Genomic DNA, 16,205 nt, shown 5'->3' on the forward strand with positions numbered 1-16,205 from the left:
CTGCTGCTTATTCCTCAATTTTACCACCAGCAGCTTCTATAGCAGCACGGGCACCTTTAGTGACCCCTAATCCACGAATAATAACAGGGATTTCTATGGTGCCTGAAAGAATAATTTTTGCATATTGAGACTGATAAGGAATAATTTTACATGCCTTCAAAATATTGATATCGACAACATCTGTTTCGAGTAAAGCAAGTTGAAATAAACGAACCTCTGCTGTTACCATTGCCTTACGAGAGATAAAGCCAAATTTCGGCAAGCGGCGATATAAAGGCATCTGACCACCTTCAAAACCTCGACGTACACCGCCTCCAGTACGAGAATTTTGTCCTTTATGACCACGTCCGCCCGTTTTACCCAGACCAGAGCCGATACCACGACCTACGCGTTTTGGAGCCTGTTTGGCACCCTGAGCAGGCGATAAAGTATTTAAACGCATTGGTTACCTTCCTCAAGCAGTTCGACTTTAATCATATAAGAAACTAAGTTAAGCATACCGCGAATGGCAGGAGTATTATTGAGCTCTACGTGACGATTAATACGTCGTAAACCTAAACCATCCAGAGTCGCTTTATGCTTTGGTAAGCGGCCAATCCTGCTGCGAATAAGAGTCACTTTAATAGTTTTTCTCATGGTTTTATTTACCTAAAATCTCTTCGAGTGATTTACCACGCTTAGCTGCGATCATTTCTGGGGATTTCATATCTTTTAAAGCCTTAATAGTGGCACGTACCACATTAATTGGATTAGTAGAACCATAAATCTTCGCTAATACGTCGTGAATGCCTGCAACCTCTAGCAAAGAACGCATTGCACCGCCAGCAATAATACCTGTACCTTCAGAAGCAGGCTGCATAAATACTTGAGAACCAGTATGAGAAGCTTTAATAGAATATTGTAAAGTATCAGCATTTAGAGAAATGGTAATCATGTTACGGCGGGCTTTTTCTATTGCTTTCTGAATTGCCGCAGGCACTTCACGAGCTTTAGCATACCCAAAACCTACTCGTCCTTTACCGTCTCCTACGACTGTCAGTGCAGTAAAACTGAAAATACGACCACCTTTTACAGTTTTAGATACACGGTTTACGTCTATCAGCTTTTCCTGTAGTTCACCAGCATGTTTTTCTTTTTCGATGAGAGCCATTTTCACTAACCTCTAAAACTTAAAAATTAAGGCCAGCTTCACGAGCATTATCTGCCAGCGCCTGGACTCTGCCATGATATTGAAAACCAGATCGGTCAAAAGATACTTTTATAATACCTTTTTTCAATGCTCTCTCGGCAATAATTTTACCAACAAACGCGGCGGCTTCTTTATTTCCGGAGTATTTAAATTCCTGATTGATCACTTTTTCTACACTAGAAGCAGCAACCAAAACCTCAGAACCAGTTGGTGAAATAATTTGTGCATATATATGACGTGAAGTCCGGTTTATGACTAAACGAGTTGTACCTAATTCTTTAATCTTTTGTCGTGTACGGGTCGCACGACGGATACGGGCTAGTTTCTTATCCATAGTGTTAACTTACTTCTTTTTAGCCTCTTTGAGACGCACGCTTTCATCGGCGTAACGAACACCTTTGCCCTTATAGGGTTCAGGACGACGGTAATTTCTAATATCAGCGGCAACCTGAGAAATAAGCTTTTTATCAGGACCTTTAAGTATGATTTCAGTTTGAGTTGGGCACTCAGCAACAACACCCAACGGCAGTTGATGATCAATCGGATGAGAAAACCCTAAAGCAAGCTTTAGGATATTCCCCTGTATTGCCGCACGATAACCTACACCTACTAATGAAAGCTTTTTAGTGAAACCTTCGGTTACCCCAATAACCATGGAGTTAAGTAAAGCACGAGCGGTACCCGCTTGAGCCCAACCGTCTGAAACCCTTTCTCTTGCCGCCAGAGTTAATATATTTCCTGTATAATTAATATTCACAGCTTTATGAACTGAAATAGTTAATTCACCATTTTTACCTTTAATCGAAATAACCTGATTGTTGAGTTTCACCTCTACACCAGCAGGAATGACGATGGGAGTTTTTCCAACACGAGACATTCTATTCCTCGAATTAAGCTACGTAGCAGATAACTTCACCACCAAGACCAGCTTGGCGAGCTGCACGATCAGTGATAACACCTTTAGAGGTAGAAATAATAGCAATTCCCATACCACCCATGACCTTAGGCAGTGCATCTCTTTTTTTATAAATACGGAGACCAGGGCAACTAATACGGTCAATTCTTTCTACTACCGGTTTTCCTTGATAATACTTAAGTATTATTACCAAAGTTGGATTAGTTATGTCACCTTCGACACTAAAACTGTTAATAAAACCTTCTTCCTTTAAAACTTCAGCTATAGCGACTTTCAATTTAGATGAAGGCATGGTGACTCCAACTTTGTTGGCGGCTTGACCATTACGGATACGAGTTAACATGTCCGCAATAGGATCTTGCATGCTCATTTTATCTTTAACTCCCGTGATTTAATTAATAGAATTACCAAGATGCTTTTTTTAGGCCTGGTATTAGACCTTGTACTGCGGCTTTACGAATTTTACTACGGCACAATTTAAATTTTCTAAGTACACCGTGCGCTCGGCCTGTCTGAGAACAACGGTTACTTTGTCGACATCGACTAGAATCCCGCGGTAAACGTTGCAACATCATCATAGCAGACCAACGTTCTTTATCTGATGAAGTAATACTAGAAATAATAGTCTTCAACTCTAGACGTTTTTCACAAAATTTCTTTTCCAATTTAATACGAATATATTCTCGAGCGATAATTGATTTCTTAGCCATATTAGTAATCCGCTTTTATTTACGGAATGGAAATTTAAAAGCAGCCAATAATGCAAGCCCTTCATCATCAGATTTTGCAGTAGTGGTAATGCTAATATCCAAACCAAAGATTTTAACAATCGCATCGTAATTAATTTCAGGGAAAATAATTTGTTCTGACACGCCCATATTATAATTACCACGACCGTCGAAAGACTTTTTAGATAAGCCACGAAAATCACGAATACGTGGTATGGCAATAGAAAGCAAACGCTCTAAAAATTCCCACATACGTTTACCACGTAAAGTCACTTTACATCCTATGGGATAACCTTGACGTATGCTAAAACCAGCAACCGATTTGCGTGCTTTAGTCACTAAAGGTTTTTGAGCGGAAATTGCTGCTAAATCCGACATTGCGCTATCAAGCAATTTTTTATCAGAAACAGCCTCGCCAACTCCCATATTCAAGGTGATTTTTGTTACCCGAGGGACTTGCATGACAGAAGCATAGGAAAATTTACACATCATCTCTTTGATTACTATATCTTTATAGTAATCATGCAATCTTGCCATCATGTTACTCCAAATTAATTTCTAACTTTTATTTATCTTAGCAATGGCTTTACCGCTCGATTTAAAAAACCGAACTTTTTTACCGTTTTCATATTTAAAACCTATTCTATCAGCTTTACCGGTGTCTTCGTTGAAGATAGCAACGTTAGAAAAGTCGATCGGCGCCTCTTTTTCAATAATACCACCTGGTTGATTCTGAGCCGGAACAGGTTTTTGATGTTTTTTAACCAAATTTACGCCTTCAAGAATGACCTTCCCGTTTTTCAAAATTTTTTTTATTTTTGTTCGCTTCCCTTTATCTTTTCCGGTAAGCACAATAATTTGATCGTTACAACGAATTTTCATTGCCATAGCTCGCCTCTTAAAGTACTTCTGGCGCCAAAGAAATAATTTTCATAAACTTTTCATTACGTAATTCACGGGTTACCGGCCCAAAAATACGAGTACCAATAGGCTGTTCGGTATTCTTATTTAAGATAACACAAGCATTAGTATCAAACCGAATAATGGAACCGTCTGGACGACGTACACCCTTGCTTGTGCGCACTACAACTGCTTTTAAAACCTCACCTTTTTTCACCTTGCCACGAGGGATTGCTTCCTTAATTGAGATAACAATAATATCCCCAACACACGCGTAGCGGCGACGCGAGCCACCTAAAACCTTAATACACTTTACGCTACGTGCACCTGAATTGTCGGCTACGTTGAGCATACTTTCTTGTTGGATCATTTTAGTGCTCCAGTAACATTAACTAATTTAATACCTAAAAGCTTATTAACATTTTTCAAAATACAGTTAGGAGTTTTAGGGTCGCTACTAAGCTGTGATATTAAGAAAAATTTCAAAATCAAAGTTGTTATTCATTTCAAACTTATTTTATTGATTGAATCAAGTAAACGATTTTTTTATAACGCCAACAAAAGTCCAAGCCTTTGTCTTTGATATCGGACGACATTCACGGATAGATACAATATCACCTACGTTACACTCATTATTCTCGTCATGTATATGTAATTTAGTAGTGCGCCTGATAAACTTTCCATAAATAGGATGCTTAACAAAACGTTCGAAGGCAACCACCGCAGATTTTTGCATTTTATTACTGATAACACGGCACTGAAGGGTACGAGTATTATTATTCATGATACCCTCACTTTTTCAGTCAATAAGGTCTTAATACGAGCAATATCACGACGTATCTTTTTAAAAAGATCAGTTTCTTTTAGCTGACTTGCTGCAGCATGCATACGCAAATTAAATTGCTCGCGTAAAAGCTTCAAAATCTCTCTCTCTAGCTCTTCTATACTTTTTTTACGCAGCTCTTTTAATTCCATTTTTTTACGCAGCTCTTCTATACGCAACTCTTTTAATTGCATTACATCACCGTTTTAGTTACAAAAGTGGTTCCAACAGGAAGCTTTGCCGCGGCTAGTTTAAAAGCGTCACGAGCAATTTCTTCAGAAACATCACCCATTTCAAATAAAACTTTTCCTGGTTGAATTAAGTCAACCCAATATTCTACATTACCCTTTCCTTTGCCCATGCGTACTTCCAACGGTTTTTGAGTAATCGGCTTATCTGGGAAAACACGGATCCAAATTTTACCTTGACGCTTAATACAACGCGTCATTGCTCGACGAGCAGATTCAATTTGACGGGCTGTTAAGCGGCAACGACCAGAGGCTTTCAAACCAAAGTGACCGAAAATAACATCAGTCCCATTAGCCAAGCCGCGATTACGGCCTTTGTGCATTTTTCGAAATTTTGTTTGTTTTGGTTGCAACATCAGCGATTCTCCTTACTTCGGCCTTTGCGCTGCTGTTGTTTAGGTTGTTCAGCCTGTTTAAACGGAAGCACGGTACCCAAAATTTCACCTTTAAAAATCCACACTTTAACTCCAATAACACCATAAGTAGTATGTGCTTCGGAAGTATCGTAATCAATGTCTGCTCTTAAAGTATGTAGCGGAACGCGACCTTCACGATACCATTCAGTGCGAGCAATTTCAGCCCCACCTAAACGACCACTGACTTCTACTTTAATACCTTTAGCTCCAGCTCGCATTGTATTTTGTACTGCACGCTTCATAGCTCTACGAAACATTACTCGACGTTCTAGCTGTGAAGTAATACCATCTGCAACTAATTTTGGATCTAATTCTGGTTTCCGAATTTCATAGGTGTTAATTTGAGCAGGAACACCGGCAATAAGAGCAACACGCTTACGCAATTTTTCAACGTCTTCACCTTTTTTACCAATAACAATACCAGGTCGTGCTGTGTAAATAGTGACACGAATGCTTTTTGGTGGACGCTCAATAACAACATGAGAAATTGAAGCTTTTGACAATTCCTTCGTCAAAAACTGACGAACTTTAAAATCTCCCTGCAAATTTTCAGCAAATTCTTTCGTGTTGGCATACCAAGTAGAGAGCCAATACTTGATAATACCTAGCCGAATAATTTTAGGATGTACTTTTTGACCCATTACTCGTCTCCAGAGTCTCTGCCATCAGACACAACAACAGTAATGTGGCTGGTGCGCTTCAATATACGATCTGCACGGCCTTTGGCACGTGGCATTGTACGTTTCATGGTAGGGCCTTCATCTACGAAAATTCGCGTAATTTTCAGTTCATCAATGTCAGCACCATCGTTGTTTTCTGCATTAGCAACAGCAGATTCTAATACTTTTTTAACTAAAACCGCGGCTTTTTTATTAGTGTAACTTAAAATTTCCAGAGCTCTCGGCACTTGCTTACCGCGAATCAAATCCACTACGAGGCGTACTTTTTGAGCAGAAGAGCGGGCGTGGCAATGTTTAGCGATAGTTTCCATCTCTTTCCTCATCTTAGCGTTTTTTTGCCTTTCTATCAGCGGCGACGTGGCCACGATAAGTACGAGTGGGTGCAAATTCTCCCAGTTTGTGGCCAACCATCTCGTCAGAAATAAACACCGGGACATGGAGACGACCATTGTGGATAGCAATAGTTAAACCTATCATTTTTGGAAAAATCGTTGAACGACGAGACCAAGTTCGAATTGGTTTCTTATCCTTATTATTTTCTGCCGATTTTTCTACCTTCTTCAGCAAGTGTCGGTCAACGAAAAAACTTTTCTTGAGAGAACGTGGCATATGGTTTACCCTCTGATTATTTTTTACTACGGCGACGTACAATAGATTTATCAGTACGCTTGTTGTTACGCGTTTTCTTACCCTTCGTTTGAACTCCCCAAGGGGTGACGGGGTGCTTGCCGAAATTGCGGCCTTCACCGCCACCATGTGGGTGATCTACAGGGTTCATTGCTGTACCGCGCACTGTAGGACGAATTCCTCTCCAACGCTTAGCGCCTGCTTTACCTAAAACACGTAACATATGTTCAGCATTACCTACTTCACCGAGAGTTGCTCTACAATCTGAATGGATTTTACGAATTTCACCGGAGCGAAGACGAAGGGTAACGTAAAAACCCTCACGCGCAATAATTTGAACATACGAACCTGCAGAACGTGCTATCTGAGCACCTTTACCAGGTTTCATTTCTACGTTATGCACCGTGGATCCAATTGGAATGTTACTCATGGGCAAGGTATTTCCTGCTTTAATTGCAACATCAACACCCGATTGAACTTTGTCGCCTTTTTTTAAATCTTTTGGGGCCAAAATATAACGCCGCTCACCATCTGAATATAAAAGCAATGCGACGTTAGCTGAACGACACGGATCATATTCCAAGCGTTCAACCGAAGCAGAAATTCCATCTTTATTGCGTTTAAAATCAATCAGACGGTAATGCTGTTTGTGGCCACCACCAATATGACGAGTAGTAATACAACCCCTGTTGTTACGCCCACCGGTTTTGCATAACTTTGTAAGCAAAGGACGATATGGTTTACCCTTATGAAGCTCAGAATTGACCACTTTAACAACATGGCGACGGCCTGGAGATGTAGGTTTACATTTAACGACTGCCATTATTAACTCCTCCAGCTTATTCTTGACCCGTGACTAAGTCCAAGTTTTGGTCTTTTTTCAAGGTAATGTAAGCTTTTTTCCAATCGCTACAACGACCAATACGCTGACCTCTACGTTTTGTTTTTCCTTTAACTATTAAGGTGTTAACAGCAATAACATCAACTTTTAAGAGACATTTTACTGCAGCCTTAATTTCTGCTTTAGTGGAATTTATTAGCACTTTAAATACGACGGTATTTTTCTTTTCTGTTAAAAAAGAAGATTTTTCTGATATATGTGTTGCTCGTAATATTTTTAATAGATATTCTTCAGAAGTCATGCCAACATCTCCTCAAGTTGCTTAACCGCATTCCCCGTCATAACCACTTTATCGAAAGAGATTAAACTCACTGGATCAATACCTGCAGCATCACGAACATCAACTTTATAAAGGTTACGAGCCGCTAAAAATAAATTTTCATCCACTTCTTCTGTTACAATTAAAACGTCTCTCAGAGACATTTCTTTTAATTTTTGAATCAATAATTTGGTTTTAGGTTTTTCAACAGAAAATGTCTCAACAACGATTAAGCGGTTTTGACGCACTAATTCAGATAAAATACTTTTTAGTGCGCCTTGATACATTTTTTTATTTACTTTTTGGCTATGATCCTGAGGTTTTGCAGCAAAAGTAATGCCGCCAGATCGCCAAATTGGGCTTTTTACAGACCCTGCGCGAGCGCGTCCTGTCCCTTTTTGACGCCAAGGCTTTTTACCTGAAGCTTTAACTTCAGCTCTGCTCTTTTGAGCACGGGTGCCTTGGCGGGCGCCTGCCGCATACGCAACAACAACCTGATGGACAAGCGCTTCATTAAAATCACGACCAAAGGTAGTTTCGGAAACAGTTAGCGCGCATTCCGCGTCTTTCATTACTAATTCCATTCCTATCTCCTCGACGTTACGCTTTGACAGCCAGTTTTACGATCACATCTTTCCCCACTGCTCCAGGAACACCCCCTTTGATTAAAAGTATCTCGCGTACAACGTCTACACGCACTACTTCTAAGTTCTGGATTGTGACTCGTTCATTACCTAACTGGCCGGACATTTTTTTGCCTTTAAATACTTTTCCGGGCGTTTGGTTTTGACCAATAGAACCAGGAACACGATGAGACAATGAATTACCATGACTAGCATCTTGTGTACGAAAGTTCCAGCGTTTCACAGTACCTGAAAAACCTTTACCTTTTGATTTTCCAGTAACATCGACTATATCGCCTGGCTTAAACATTGACACTTCAAAAGTATGACCTAAAAAAACAGTTGCATCTTGTTCAGAGACACGAAATTCCCACAAACCACGACCAGCTTCTACATTTGCTTTGGCAAAATGCCCTGCTTTTGGTTTGTTAACTCTACTTGCTTTTTTAGTGCCCGTAGTTATTTGTAAAGCCAAATATCCATCGCTATCCAAATTTTTTATTTGGGTCACTCGATTTGCTTTTATTTCAATTACGGTAACAGGAATTGAAATACCGTCTTTGGTAAAGATACGAGTCATACCCAATTTTTTACCAACTAAACCCTTCATCGTTTCAACCTCTTCGTTGCTCAATGACTTGACTAACCTAGTTGAATATGAACGTCTACACCTGCAGCAAGATCTAAGCGCATTAAAGCATCAACTGTTTTTGCTGTTGGTTCAATGATGTCAACGATACGTTTGTGAGTCCGTATTTCATATTGATCGCGCGCATCTTTATTAGCGTGCGGAGAAACTAAAATAGTAAAGCGCTCTTTATGAGTTGGCAATGGAATGGGACCACTCACCTGAGCACCTGTGCGCTTCGCTGTCTCTACAATTTCGGTTGTCGACTTATCTATTAAACGATGATCAAATGCTTTCAAGCGGATACGAATTCTTTGTTGTGTTTGGGTCTGCATTAGACCAGAACTCCGATTTTTTATAAAAAAAATGTTAGCCACACTCGCGTATAAAAATGACCGAAAAACGAGCGTAACTCTTTGTTATATAACCTTCGAATTGAAGGTATTGTTCTTAGGCTGATACTTAAATCCTTTAAGGAAGCGCATTATACATAACTGTTTTTAGAAAACAACAGAATTCAAAGTTATCAAAATAAATTTTGATCATTTCGTAAAAATGTCCTTTATTTTGAAAAAAAATTGAAATTTTATACCGGCATAAGGCTTTGATTAAATCCATCTACAATAACGTGCGCTTGCTGCCGAGAACAATTTTCAATACGCGCATTAATCCCATAAATCTCCCACAACATTTCTGTTGTCAGAACTTCTTCAGAGGGACCACTCGCTTTTACTCCGCCGTTCGCGACAACAATCATTTGATCGGAAAAACGTAACGCATGATTAAGATCATGCAATGCAATAAAAACAATAATGTTTTTTTGTTGAGCCAGGCTACGAATAAAATTGAGTACTTGTAATTGATGATACATATCAAGTGCACTGGTCGGCTCATCCATCAGTAATATCTCTGGATCACGCGCTAAAATTTGCGCAATAGAGACCAGCTGGCGTTGCCCACCGCTTAATTCAGTGAGATAGCGAAAAGCCAATCCATTAATAGATAATGACGACATTAAGCTATCAATCAAGATCAACTCATCGTTATGCACACGCCATGAAGGGGTAAATTGTTTTCGTACCAAAAGCAAGGATTCATAAACCGTTAACCGTGCATTTATGACGGCCTCCTGTGGCATGTAACAGACGCCAAAATGCCCTTTTTTATTACCCGTTAAATGAACCTTTCCTTCACCCTCTATGATCCCCGCCATACGTTTAAATAAACTTGATTTTCCCGAAGCATTCGGCCCAACCACAGCCACCACCTGCCCTCCTAGAAAAAAGGAGGTATTGATTTTGCTCAACACTTGATGAGTCCCATAAGCCACCCCTACTTCTTCTAACCGTAATTTCACCATGTATTTCGCCTACTATGTAAAATTAATGTGACAAAAAAAGGGATGCCAATTAATGAAGTGACGACACCAATGGCTACTACTATTCCTGGTATCAGTAGCTTGCTCACAACAGAGCTAATAGAGAGCAATAAAGCGCCCGTCAGTAATGAAGCCGGCATAAAAAATCGTTGATCTTCACCTATCAACATACGAGCAATATGAGGCCCGACTAAACCAACAAATCCAATAGCACCCACAAAAGAAATGGGTATCGAAGCCAACAAACTCACTAATAATAAAATCTCAAGACGTATATTTTTAACATTGATACCTAGACTCTGTGCTTTTTCATCACCCAGCCTGAGTGCTGTTAATGCCCAAACCCGCTTGATTAATAAAGGAAGAGTGAGTATGAATATTGAAAATACCACGGCGACTTTTGGCCAAGTGGCTTTCATTAAGCTCCCCATGGTCCAAAAAACAACAGCAGCAACGGCTTGCTCATGAGAAAAATATTGAACTAACGCCAACAAAGAGTTGAAGGTAAAGACCATTGCAATACCGAGTAATACCAAAGTTTCCGCACGCCCGCCCCGTCTCAAACTTAATAAGTAAATCATACAAGCAGAGAATAACGCCATGATAAAAGCATTAATAGAAATCATATATTCAGTTAATATTGGAAATAGTCGTAGGCCAAATACAAGCCCAAGAGCAGCACCAAAACTCGCCGCTGCGGCAATCCCTAATGTAAAAGGACTCTCTAAGGGATTATTTAAAATGGTTTGCATCTGTGCTCCAGAAACCGATAAAGCAGCCCCGACCAGTAATGCCATTAATGCCATTAATGCCATTGGCATTCGAATATCCCATAACACAACTCGTAATTGTACCGGCACTGTATTAGGCATGATAAGGGCTTTTGCAATATCCCATAAATCATAATTGGCTGGACCCAAAGCCAAATCCAATAAAAAATTCAATATCAGAAGCAGGGCAAGAAAAAGTAATAAACATATTTTTTTCCTGACCAAAATTCGATAGACATGAGATTGAGAGAGATCCTTTTTAATAATATTTAAATTCATATTTTTTAATGATTTAAGGCAATAAAATAACCGGGTTCATACGGAACAGGTAAAAATCGTTCATGAAATTCACGAAAAGTCGCATTGGGATCCAATGACTGAAAAAGGTTTGGGTGAAACCATTTAGCCAGCTGCTGAATGGCAATAAAATCATAAGGGCTATTATAAAATTGATGCCAGATAGCATAAAACTCGCGATTTTTTACCGCTTTAGTGCCAAAATAGGCAGGGCGATGAATGACAAATTTTTCATAGATTCGAATATATTTTTATTTTCAAAATAACGAGCCCAACAGGTAGCCGAAACAACCAACCCCAGCGCTTGCAATCCATAGCAAAAACCTGTAGTCAAATGACTCTCTTTATAAATATCGATGATATATAAAGAAAAAGAAGATTGTGGGATCATTCGGCTGACCAGTAATAAACCCAGAATCATCAGTAATCCAAAAATATAAGAACGAGGATATTCGTCAGAAATTGGGGGGATGCTTTTATCCAAACACGGTTTTTCTTTTAAGCAAGATAAAACACCGGGGGATTGCGGCAAAAAAATCAAGATGCTGATGGCAGAAAGCAAACATAAAATCGCCGCTATCATGTTGATCCAAAAAAAACTCAAATAATCGAGAATGATCCCACCAACAAGCGTGCCGAGAAAAGATCCCACATTAGTAGAAATCTGTAAGTAAGCAAATAAACGAGGTCTTTTATCAGAGGGAATCATGCTAACACCGTAAGCCTGTGCGGGGGCGATGTATCCGGCACAAGCCCCCTGTATAAAACGCAGGATCAGAATCACCATGATGTTATCAGTCCAAGCTAAAGCAAACTGTGTCAAAGACAAGCCTAAAAGCGCGCGCAGCAGCAGCATTTTATTCCCCATCCGATCGCCCATTTTCCCCCAAAAAGTACTGGTTAACATGATGCCAACCATCGGGAGCACATAAACCGCCGTGCCGGAAAAACGCAACTCGGATGTCAAGCTGAGGCTTTTTAAATGTACGGGCCAAAAAGGGCCGCTCATTTCCATGGCCCCCATGGAAACTAATTGTACGACAAACAAAAAATGCATTAAGCAGGATACACTGCCTATGAATTTAGGCATATCAAACCTGTTATTTTTTTGCTATGCATTGGGCCAGTGTTCAGGAAAATAATCTAAAGCACTCTGACACGAAGAAAAAGATCCCATATCATCACGAATCCAGGAATATATTTCTTCAATATAAGGTAAATCAAGATTCAAGCGTTTTGCCATCGCCACCAATAAAGACAAACCATAGTTCACGTCTTCATGAAAAGCACGGTGAGTTTTATCAAAAACGTATCCCTTTTGGTCAACGGGGATCAATGGCAGAGGGATCCTCCGATAGGCTTGATTCGTACGTAGCACGGATAATAAAGTCTGATTTTCAATGATCTGCTCCGCATAAGCTTCCCTGATTTCTTCTAACAAAGGGTTAACAGAAGACAAATCAATCCGCAAAATTTTTTCTATGGCTCGGCATAATAATTGATTCTCTTCATCACTGCGCTGCAAAAAATAAACCGCTAATTCAGGGCAATCTTCCCACCAGCAAAGTAAAGAAGAAAAATGGGTTTTATGCCTTTGCCCATAAGGACCAATATGCCCATAAATCACGGAGCTGTGCATGATAGGATTTCCAGGTGTGAGTGTGATCGCAAGATAATTTGGCAAAATCTCAATAGGCATGCCATAAAGCGATTGTAAATAAGCCAATAAATCGCACGGGCTTCCAAACTCTCACGTTGATGACAGGCAATATAAAGGTGATTTTTTGCACCTCCCATTCTGATCGATTCTCCTAAGCAGAGATCAAAAGCAATATGGGGGACATCTTTCATACCCCAAATAACCACATTAGGGCGTTGATTCAATACCTTTTCTGCCAACCAATCAAAACCGCAAAACCCCGGGATCGCACCGACAAAGACGGTTTTATGAGAGGGCAAATGAGGCGCTATTTTTTTTAATAAGTCAGGCCGAATATGGGCGGGTACCGTAATAATCACCATATCGGCGTCTTTTAAAGTCTCTTCGACCTGACAGGAAACGACATCAGGGCGAGCCGTCAAAATGCTGCCTTCTGGTCGTATTGCTTTTATTTCTCCCCCGTTTTTTTGAAAATGTTTAACCAACAAGAGGTTTTCGGTCAGCAAAGAAACTTTAACGTTTGGGCGTTGTTTAAAAAGAACCGCTGATAAATGCCCTGTGCGCCCACCGCCACAAATGACGATATTTAATTTTTCATTCTTCACAAAGCATCCCTTAATACTTCTGTTTTAAAAAACCATTCGTCAAGTTGTTGCCATATCGTTTGATCAAGAAGATCTCGTTCTTCTAACCATTCTTCATTAAAAACAGTGTTGAGATATTTTTCTCCACCATCGGCCACCGCGATCACAATATTGCCCGAAATTTGATTTTGATAAATCAGCTCCAATGCTTTATAGATCACTCCCCCTGTTGAACCGCCTACCAAAAGGCCATATTTTTTAGCTATGTAACGGGCGGTTTCAAACGCTTGAGCGTCGGAAACCTGTTCACCCATATCAATCGTACTGTAATCAAAGACCAAACCTACGGTATCTCCGCCTGGTGTGCCCGTACCTGATTGATAATAAGGATGTCCTGGTTTTCCGAAAACAATAGAACCTACAGGCTCAACCGCAATGATCGTTGTATTGGGGTTATGGACCTTTAAACCATGAGAAATCCCCGTCATCGAGCCACCTGTTCCTACACAACCCACATAAGCATCCACTTTTCCAACTTGCTGCACTATTTCTCTGACAAAATCACCATACCCCCCTGCATTGGCAACGTTGTCTGATTGATTCATAAAAACAGCGCCTGGGATTTCTTTTGCTAAAGCGGCGGCAAGATGTTGTCTCTCCACCACGGCGACTTCATTTTCTTTATAGTTCCCTGTTACATAATTGAGCTCCATTCAATTCTCCTCCATAGGGATAAAATGAAAGCGGCGGTTTTTTATGATCATAATCTGCCGGACTGTGCTCCTTTAAGTACGCCTGAGATTTGTGTTGATCAACGTACTGTACTGGTAAGCCTCCGCCAATATTCATGATCTGCGCTTTAATACCAAGCGACTGAGCCCTTGTTATCATGGGATGCAACTCACGAATGGCCTCAATCCGTGTTTTACAGTCATAACCACTGAGATGAAAATGAAAACCTAAAAAATGGCATTGTTTTTTTAGAGATGCGAGTTTGTCTAAACATAACGAAAGATCTTCACTTTTCATTCCAAAACGGCTGATTGGCAAAAAACTCGGACGATAGCGCAGCAACACACGAACCTGATGTGCAGGCTGAATATGAGCAATTAACGCTTTTATTTCTTCGAATTCTTCGGTTGAATCAATCGAAATACACGCATCATGGGTGATGAGATCGGTGAGAAATATCGAAGTTTTAGAAGGGCCACTGGCAAAAATTTTTGAATAAGGGATCCCCGATTTTCGCGCCGCGCGCATCTCATAAAGACTAGACACATCAGCGCCAATGCCACTTTTTGCGGCGGATTCCAGCAAAGCCTGTGATTTATTGACTTTCACCGCATAAAAAATCAAATGTCGATGTAATTGCTGCAATGCTTTACGTAGAGCCGTGAGATTATTGTGTAGATTTTCTGGCCAAATGAGGTTGAGGGGAGAACCATATTTTTTGACGTAGGCGGTTAATTTCTCTGGGGTTGTGTTGCTCATTATCAGCAGAATAATAAGAATTATCCTTTTTATTGCCTATAGGTTGGGCACTGGGTTTGATGATTTGGAACAGACTCAATGTACTGATCGTTTTCCCTGCGTCTATTTTTATCCCAACTTCATATTGACGACTTTTATAAGGGGGTAATATTTCCCCTGCATTTCTGGCATCATTTGGAACGATATCGCCTTTACTTAATCCTTCTATGTAATTTGAGCCAAGGCATCAACAGTCATCAAAAAAATGAGAGGCGTGCTTTTATAAAAGCCACTAAATAATGCTAAGCATTTTTTTAACATACTATGCAATGAAATTTAATGGGTTAGTTAATTCATGTTGAAGACGATAGTTTTGATATTGAGATAAATGCATGCTCAATAATGAGCGGGTAGAGCAAGGTTCAGAAAGGAACATTTTTCGTTCTCTTTGCCATAAAGAATTCGAGACTCGTTTTTTTAAGGCATTAAAAACCTGATCTGTGACCTCTCTGAGAATTTTCCAAAGAACCGGGGTATCTAGATCATAATGAGATGTCAAACAGAGCGCCAATTCATGCAAATGAGTCAAAAAGCAGGCATCTACGACAAAAGTGCGTACTGGTTCGATATCATCAAAGAATACGGTGGGCAATATCCCTGGATAGGAATAAGGCTGTAATGCATAACCTCGTTCATGCAATAAAGGTGCATAAGTTCTTCCATCGCCAAAATCACGGATTAACAAATGACGTGCCATGCCCTCATCAGAAAAAAGAATTTGGGTGTTTTGTTGATGTGCTTCCAAACCAATGCCATACAAAAGATAAAGGCTGATGACAGGATGGAGCACCACCTGAGCATATTGCCTAAACCAGTCTTCAACGCTTTGTTCAGAAGAAGCAATTAACTCGGTGATCAAGGGGTTATTATTTTGAGGTAAAGAGGTCAATAAAGTCGCCACCGTAATCGGAAGACAGTTTTCATAACATTTTGGGGCACTGTAAGCTTGACGAAAAACCACTGATAGATATTTCCCCTCAGCATCGTCCTGCCTTTCTTTATGCTTGTAATGAAAAGCTATCTGTTCCTCTAAAATCGACACACTTTG

The 16,205-nt window shown here is 40.1% G+C and carries 29 protein-coding genes and 1 pseudogene; all 30 read right to left on the bottom strand.

Translation table 11 applies throughout. The features are described from left to right. Window positions 1–7: 7 nt before the first annotated feature. Window positions 8–442, bottom strand: coding sequence for a 50S ribosomal protein L15 (gene rplO / locus AACL23_RS01605; protein WP_015874206.1), 435 nt, complete (start codon window positions 440–442; stop codon window positions 8–10). Beyond that, window positions 433–636: a 50S ribosomal protein L30 gene (gene rpmD, locus AACL23_RS01610; RefSeq protein ID WP_015874207.1), complete on the bottom strand. Its 204-nt coding sequence runs from the start codon at window positions 634–636 to the stop codon at window positions 433–435. Before rpmD ends, rplO begins: the two co-directional genes overlap by 10 nt. 4 nt (window positions 637–640) lie before the next feature. Then, window positions 641–1,150 carry a 30S ribosomal protein S5 gene (gene rpsE / locus AACL23_RS01615; RefSeq protein ID WP_015874208.1) on the bottom strand — a complete coding sequence of 170 codons (510 nt, stop codon included), beginning with the start codon at window positions 1,148–1,150 and terminating at the stop codon, window positions 641–643. A gap of 19 nt (window positions 1,151–1,169) precedes the next feature. After that, window positions 1,170–1,523: a 50S ribosomal protein L18 gene (gene rplR / locus AACL23_RS01620; RefSeq protein WP_015874209.1), complete on the bottom strand. Its 354-nt coding sequence runs from the start codon at window positions 1,521–1,523 to the stop codon at window positions 1,170–1,172. A 9-nt stretch (window positions 1,524–1,532) separates the two neighbouring features. Then, window positions 1,533–2,066 (bottom strand): 50S ribosomal protein L6, encoded by a 534-nt coding sequence (rplF, locus tag AACL23_RS01625; RefSeq protein WP_015874210.1) that lies wholly within the window; start codon window positions 2,064–2,066, stop codon window positions 1,533–1,535. A 13-nt stretch (window positions 2,067–2,079) separates the two neighbouring features. Next, window positions 2,080–2,475: a 30S ribosomal protein S8 gene (gene rpsH / locus AACL23_RS01630; protein WP_339049702.1), complete on the bottom strand. Its 396-nt coding sequence runs from the start codon at window positions 2,473–2,475 to the stop codon at window positions 2,080–2,082. A 34-nt stretch (window positions 2,476–2,509) separates the two neighbouring features. Next, window positions 2,510–2,815 (bottom strand): 30S ribosomal protein S14, encoded by a 306-nt coding sequence (gene rpsN, locus AACL23_RS01635; RefSeq protein WP_015874212.1) that lies wholly within the window; start codon window positions 2,813–2,815, stop codon window positions 2,510–2,512. 15 nt (window positions 2,816–2,830) lie between these two features. Further along, the gene (rplE, locus tag AACL23_RS01640) at window positions 2,831–3,370 is read right to left on the bottom strand and encodes a 50S ribosomal protein L5 (protein WP_015874213.1); all 540 of its coding nucleotides are present in this window, start codon (window positions 3,368–3,370) and stop codon (window positions 2,831–2,833) included. Between the two features lie 21 nt (window positions 3,371–3,391). Then, window positions 3,392–3,721, bottom strand: coding sequence for a 50S ribosomal protein L24 (gene rplX, locus AACL23_RS01645; protein WP_015874214.1), 330 nt, complete (start codon window positions 3,719–3,721; stop codon window positions 3,392–3,394). 10 nt (window positions 3,722–3,731) lie between these two features. After that, window positions 3,732–4,103, bottom strand: coding sequence for a 50S ribosomal protein L14 (gene rplN, locus AACL23_RS01650; RefSeq protein WP_015874215.1), 372 nt, complete (start codon window positions 4,101–4,103; stop codon window positions 3,732–3,734). Window positions 4,104–4,262: 159 nt separating this feature from the next. After that, window positions 4,263–4,517, bottom strand: a complete 255-nt coding sequence (gene rpsQ, locus AACL23_RS01655; RefSeq protein WP_100096226.1) for a 30S ribosomal protein S17 — start codon at window positions 4,515–4,517, stop codon at window positions 4,263–4,265. After that, a complete protein-coding gene (gene rpmC, locus AACL23_RS01660) occupies window positions 4,514–4,708 on the bottom strand; it encodes a 50S ribosomal protein L29 (RefSeq protein ID WP_015874217.1) in 195 nt (64 codons plus the stop codon). Before rpmC ends, rpsQ begins: the two co-directional genes overlap by 4 nt. 41 nt (window positions 4,709–4,749) lie before the next feature. Next, window positions 4,750–5,160, bottom strand: coding sequence for a 50S ribosomal protein L16 (gene rplP, locus AACL23_RS01665; RefSeq protein ID WP_339049708.1), 411 nt, complete (start codon window positions 5,158–5,160; stop codon window positions 4,750–4,752). After that, window positions 5,160–5,861, bottom strand: coding sequence for a 30S ribosomal protein S3 (rpsC, locus tag AACL23_RS01670; protein ID WP_015874219.1), 702 nt, complete (start codon window positions 5,859–5,861; stop codon window positions 5,160–5,162). The genes rplP and rpsC overlap by 1 nt, the downstream gene beginning before the upstream one ends. Next, complete coding sequence (rplV, locus tag AACL23_RS01675) at window positions 5,861–6,211, bottom strand: 50S ribosomal protein L22 (protein ID WP_015874220.1); 351 nt, start codon at window positions 6,209–6,211, stop codon at window positions 5,861–5,863. Before rplV ends, rpsC begins: the two co-directional genes overlap by 1 nt. A gap of 13 nt (window positions 6,212–6,224) precedes the next feature. After that, on the bottom strand, window positions 6,225–6,509 hold the full coding sequence (gene rpsS / locus AACL23_RS01680; protein ID WP_100096225.1) for a 30S ribosomal protein S19: 285 nt from the start codon (window positions 6,507–6,509) through the stop codon (window positions 6,225–6,227). A 16-nt stretch (window positions 6,510–6,525) separates the two neighbouring features. Beyond that, entirely contained in the window at window positions 6,526–7,350 is an 825-nt protein-coding gene (gene rplB, locus AACL23_RS01685) for a 50S ribosomal protein L2 (RefSeq protein WP_100096224.1), read from the bottom strand. Window positions 7,351–7,366: 16 nt separating this feature from the next. Next, the gene (gene rplW, locus AACL23_RS01690; RefSeq protein ID WP_015874223.1) at window positions 7,367–7,669 is read right to left on the bottom strand and encodes a 50S ribosomal protein L23; all 303 of its coding nucleotides are present in this window, start codon (window positions 7,667–7,669) and stop codon (window positions 7,367–7,369) included. Further along, the gene (gene rplD / locus AACL23_RS01695) at window positions 7,666–8,271 is read right to left on the bottom strand and encodes a 50S ribosomal protein L4 (protein WP_100096223.1); all 606 of its coding nucleotides are present in this window, start codon (window positions 8,269–8,271) and stop codon (window positions 7,666–7,668) included. Before rplD ends, rplW begins: the two co-directional genes overlap by 4 nt. A 16-nt stretch (window positions 8,272–8,287) precedes the next feature. After that, window positions 8,288–8,920, bottom strand: coding sequence for a 50S ribosomal protein L3 (gene rplC, locus AACL23_RS01700; RefSeq protein ID WP_015874225.1), 633 nt, complete (start codon window positions 8,918–8,920; stop codon window positions 8,288–8,290). Window positions 8,921–8,952: 32 nt separating this feature from the next. Then, the gene (gene rpsJ, locus AACL23_RS01705; RefSeq protein WP_015874226.1) at window positions 8,953–9,273 is read right to left on the bottom strand and encodes a 30S ribosomal protein S10; all 321 of its coding nucleotides are present in this window, start codon (window positions 9,271–9,273) and stop codon (window positions 8,953–8,955) included. Window positions 9,274–9,524: 251 nt separating this feature from the next. After that, on the bottom strand, window positions 9,525–10,298 hold the full coding sequence (locus AACL23_RS01710) for an ABC transporter ATP-binding protein (RefSeq protein ID WP_339049717.1): 774 nt from the start codon (window positions 10,296–10,298) through the stop codon (window positions 9,525–9,527). After that, entirely contained in the window at window positions 10,292–11,365 is a 1,074-nt protein-coding gene (locus tag AACL23_RS01715) for an iron ABC transporter permease (RefSeq protein WP_339049719.1), read from the bottom strand. Before AACL23_RS01715 ends, AACL23_RS01710 begins: the two co-directional genes overlap by 7 nt. 5 nt (window positions 11,366–11,370) lie before the next feature. Beyond that, window positions 11,371–11,613 (bottom strand): annotated as a pseudogene (locus tag AACL23_RS01720) (ABC transporter substrate-binding protein); the annotation flags it as partial. Further along, window positions 11,568–12,473 (bottom strand): MFS transporter, encoded by a 906-nt coding sequence (locus AACL23_RS01725; RefSeq protein ID WP_339049721.1) that lies wholly within the window; start codon window positions 12,471–12,473, stop codon window positions 11,568–11,570. The gene AACL23_RS01725 and the pseudogene AACL23_RS01720, both read right to left, overlap by 46 nt. Window positions 12,474–12,494: 21 nt before the next feature. Next, a complete protein-coding gene (locus AACL23_RS01730; protein ID WP_339049723.1) occupies window positions 12,495–13,022 on the bottom strand; it encodes an NAD/NADP octopine/nopaline dehydrogenase family protein in 528 nt (175 codons plus the stop codon). Next, window positions 13,007–13,648 carry a 2-dehydropantoate 2-reductase N-terminal domain-containing protein gene (locus tag AACL23_RS01735; RefSeq protein ID WP_339049725.1) on the bottom strand — a complete coding sequence of 214 codons (642 nt, stop codon included), beginning with the start codon at window positions 13,646–13,648 and terminating at the stop codon, window positions 13,007–13,009. The genes AACL23_RS01730 and AACL23_RS01735 overlap by 16 nt, the downstream gene beginning before the upstream one ends. Beyond that, window positions 13,645–14,340 (bottom strand): pyridoxal-phosphate dependent enzyme, encoded by a 696-nt coding sequence (locus AACL23_RS01740; RefSeq protein WP_339049727.1) that lies wholly within the window; start codon window positions 14,338–14,340, stop codon window positions 13,645–13,647. The genes AACL23_RS01735 and AACL23_RS01740 overlap by 4 nt, the downstream gene beginning before the upstream one ends. Beyond that, window positions 14,309–15,118: an alanine racemase gene (locus tag AACL23_RS01745; protein ID WP_234811022.1), complete on the bottom strand. Its 810-nt coding sequence runs from the start codon at window positions 15,116–15,118 to the stop codon at window positions 14,309–14,311. The genes AACL23_RS01740 and AACL23_RS01745 overlap by 32 nt, the downstream gene beginning before the upstream one ends. Window positions 15,119–15,419: 301 nt before the next feature. Continuing rightward, window positions 15,420–16,199, bottom strand: a complete 780-nt coding sequence (locus AACL23_RS01750) for a ferric iron reductase (RefSeq protein ID WP_254591531.1) — start codon at window positions 16,197–16,199, stop codon at window positions 15,420–15,422. Window positions 16,200–16,205 lie beyond the last annotated feature (6 nt).

Origin of the sequence: Candidatus Williamhamiltonella endosymbiont of Tuberolachnus salignus (assembly GCF_964019775.1) — a bacterium.
GTDB lineage: Bacteria > Pseudomonadota > Gammaproteobacteria > Enterobacterales > Enterobacteriaceae > Hamiltonella > Hamiltonella defendens.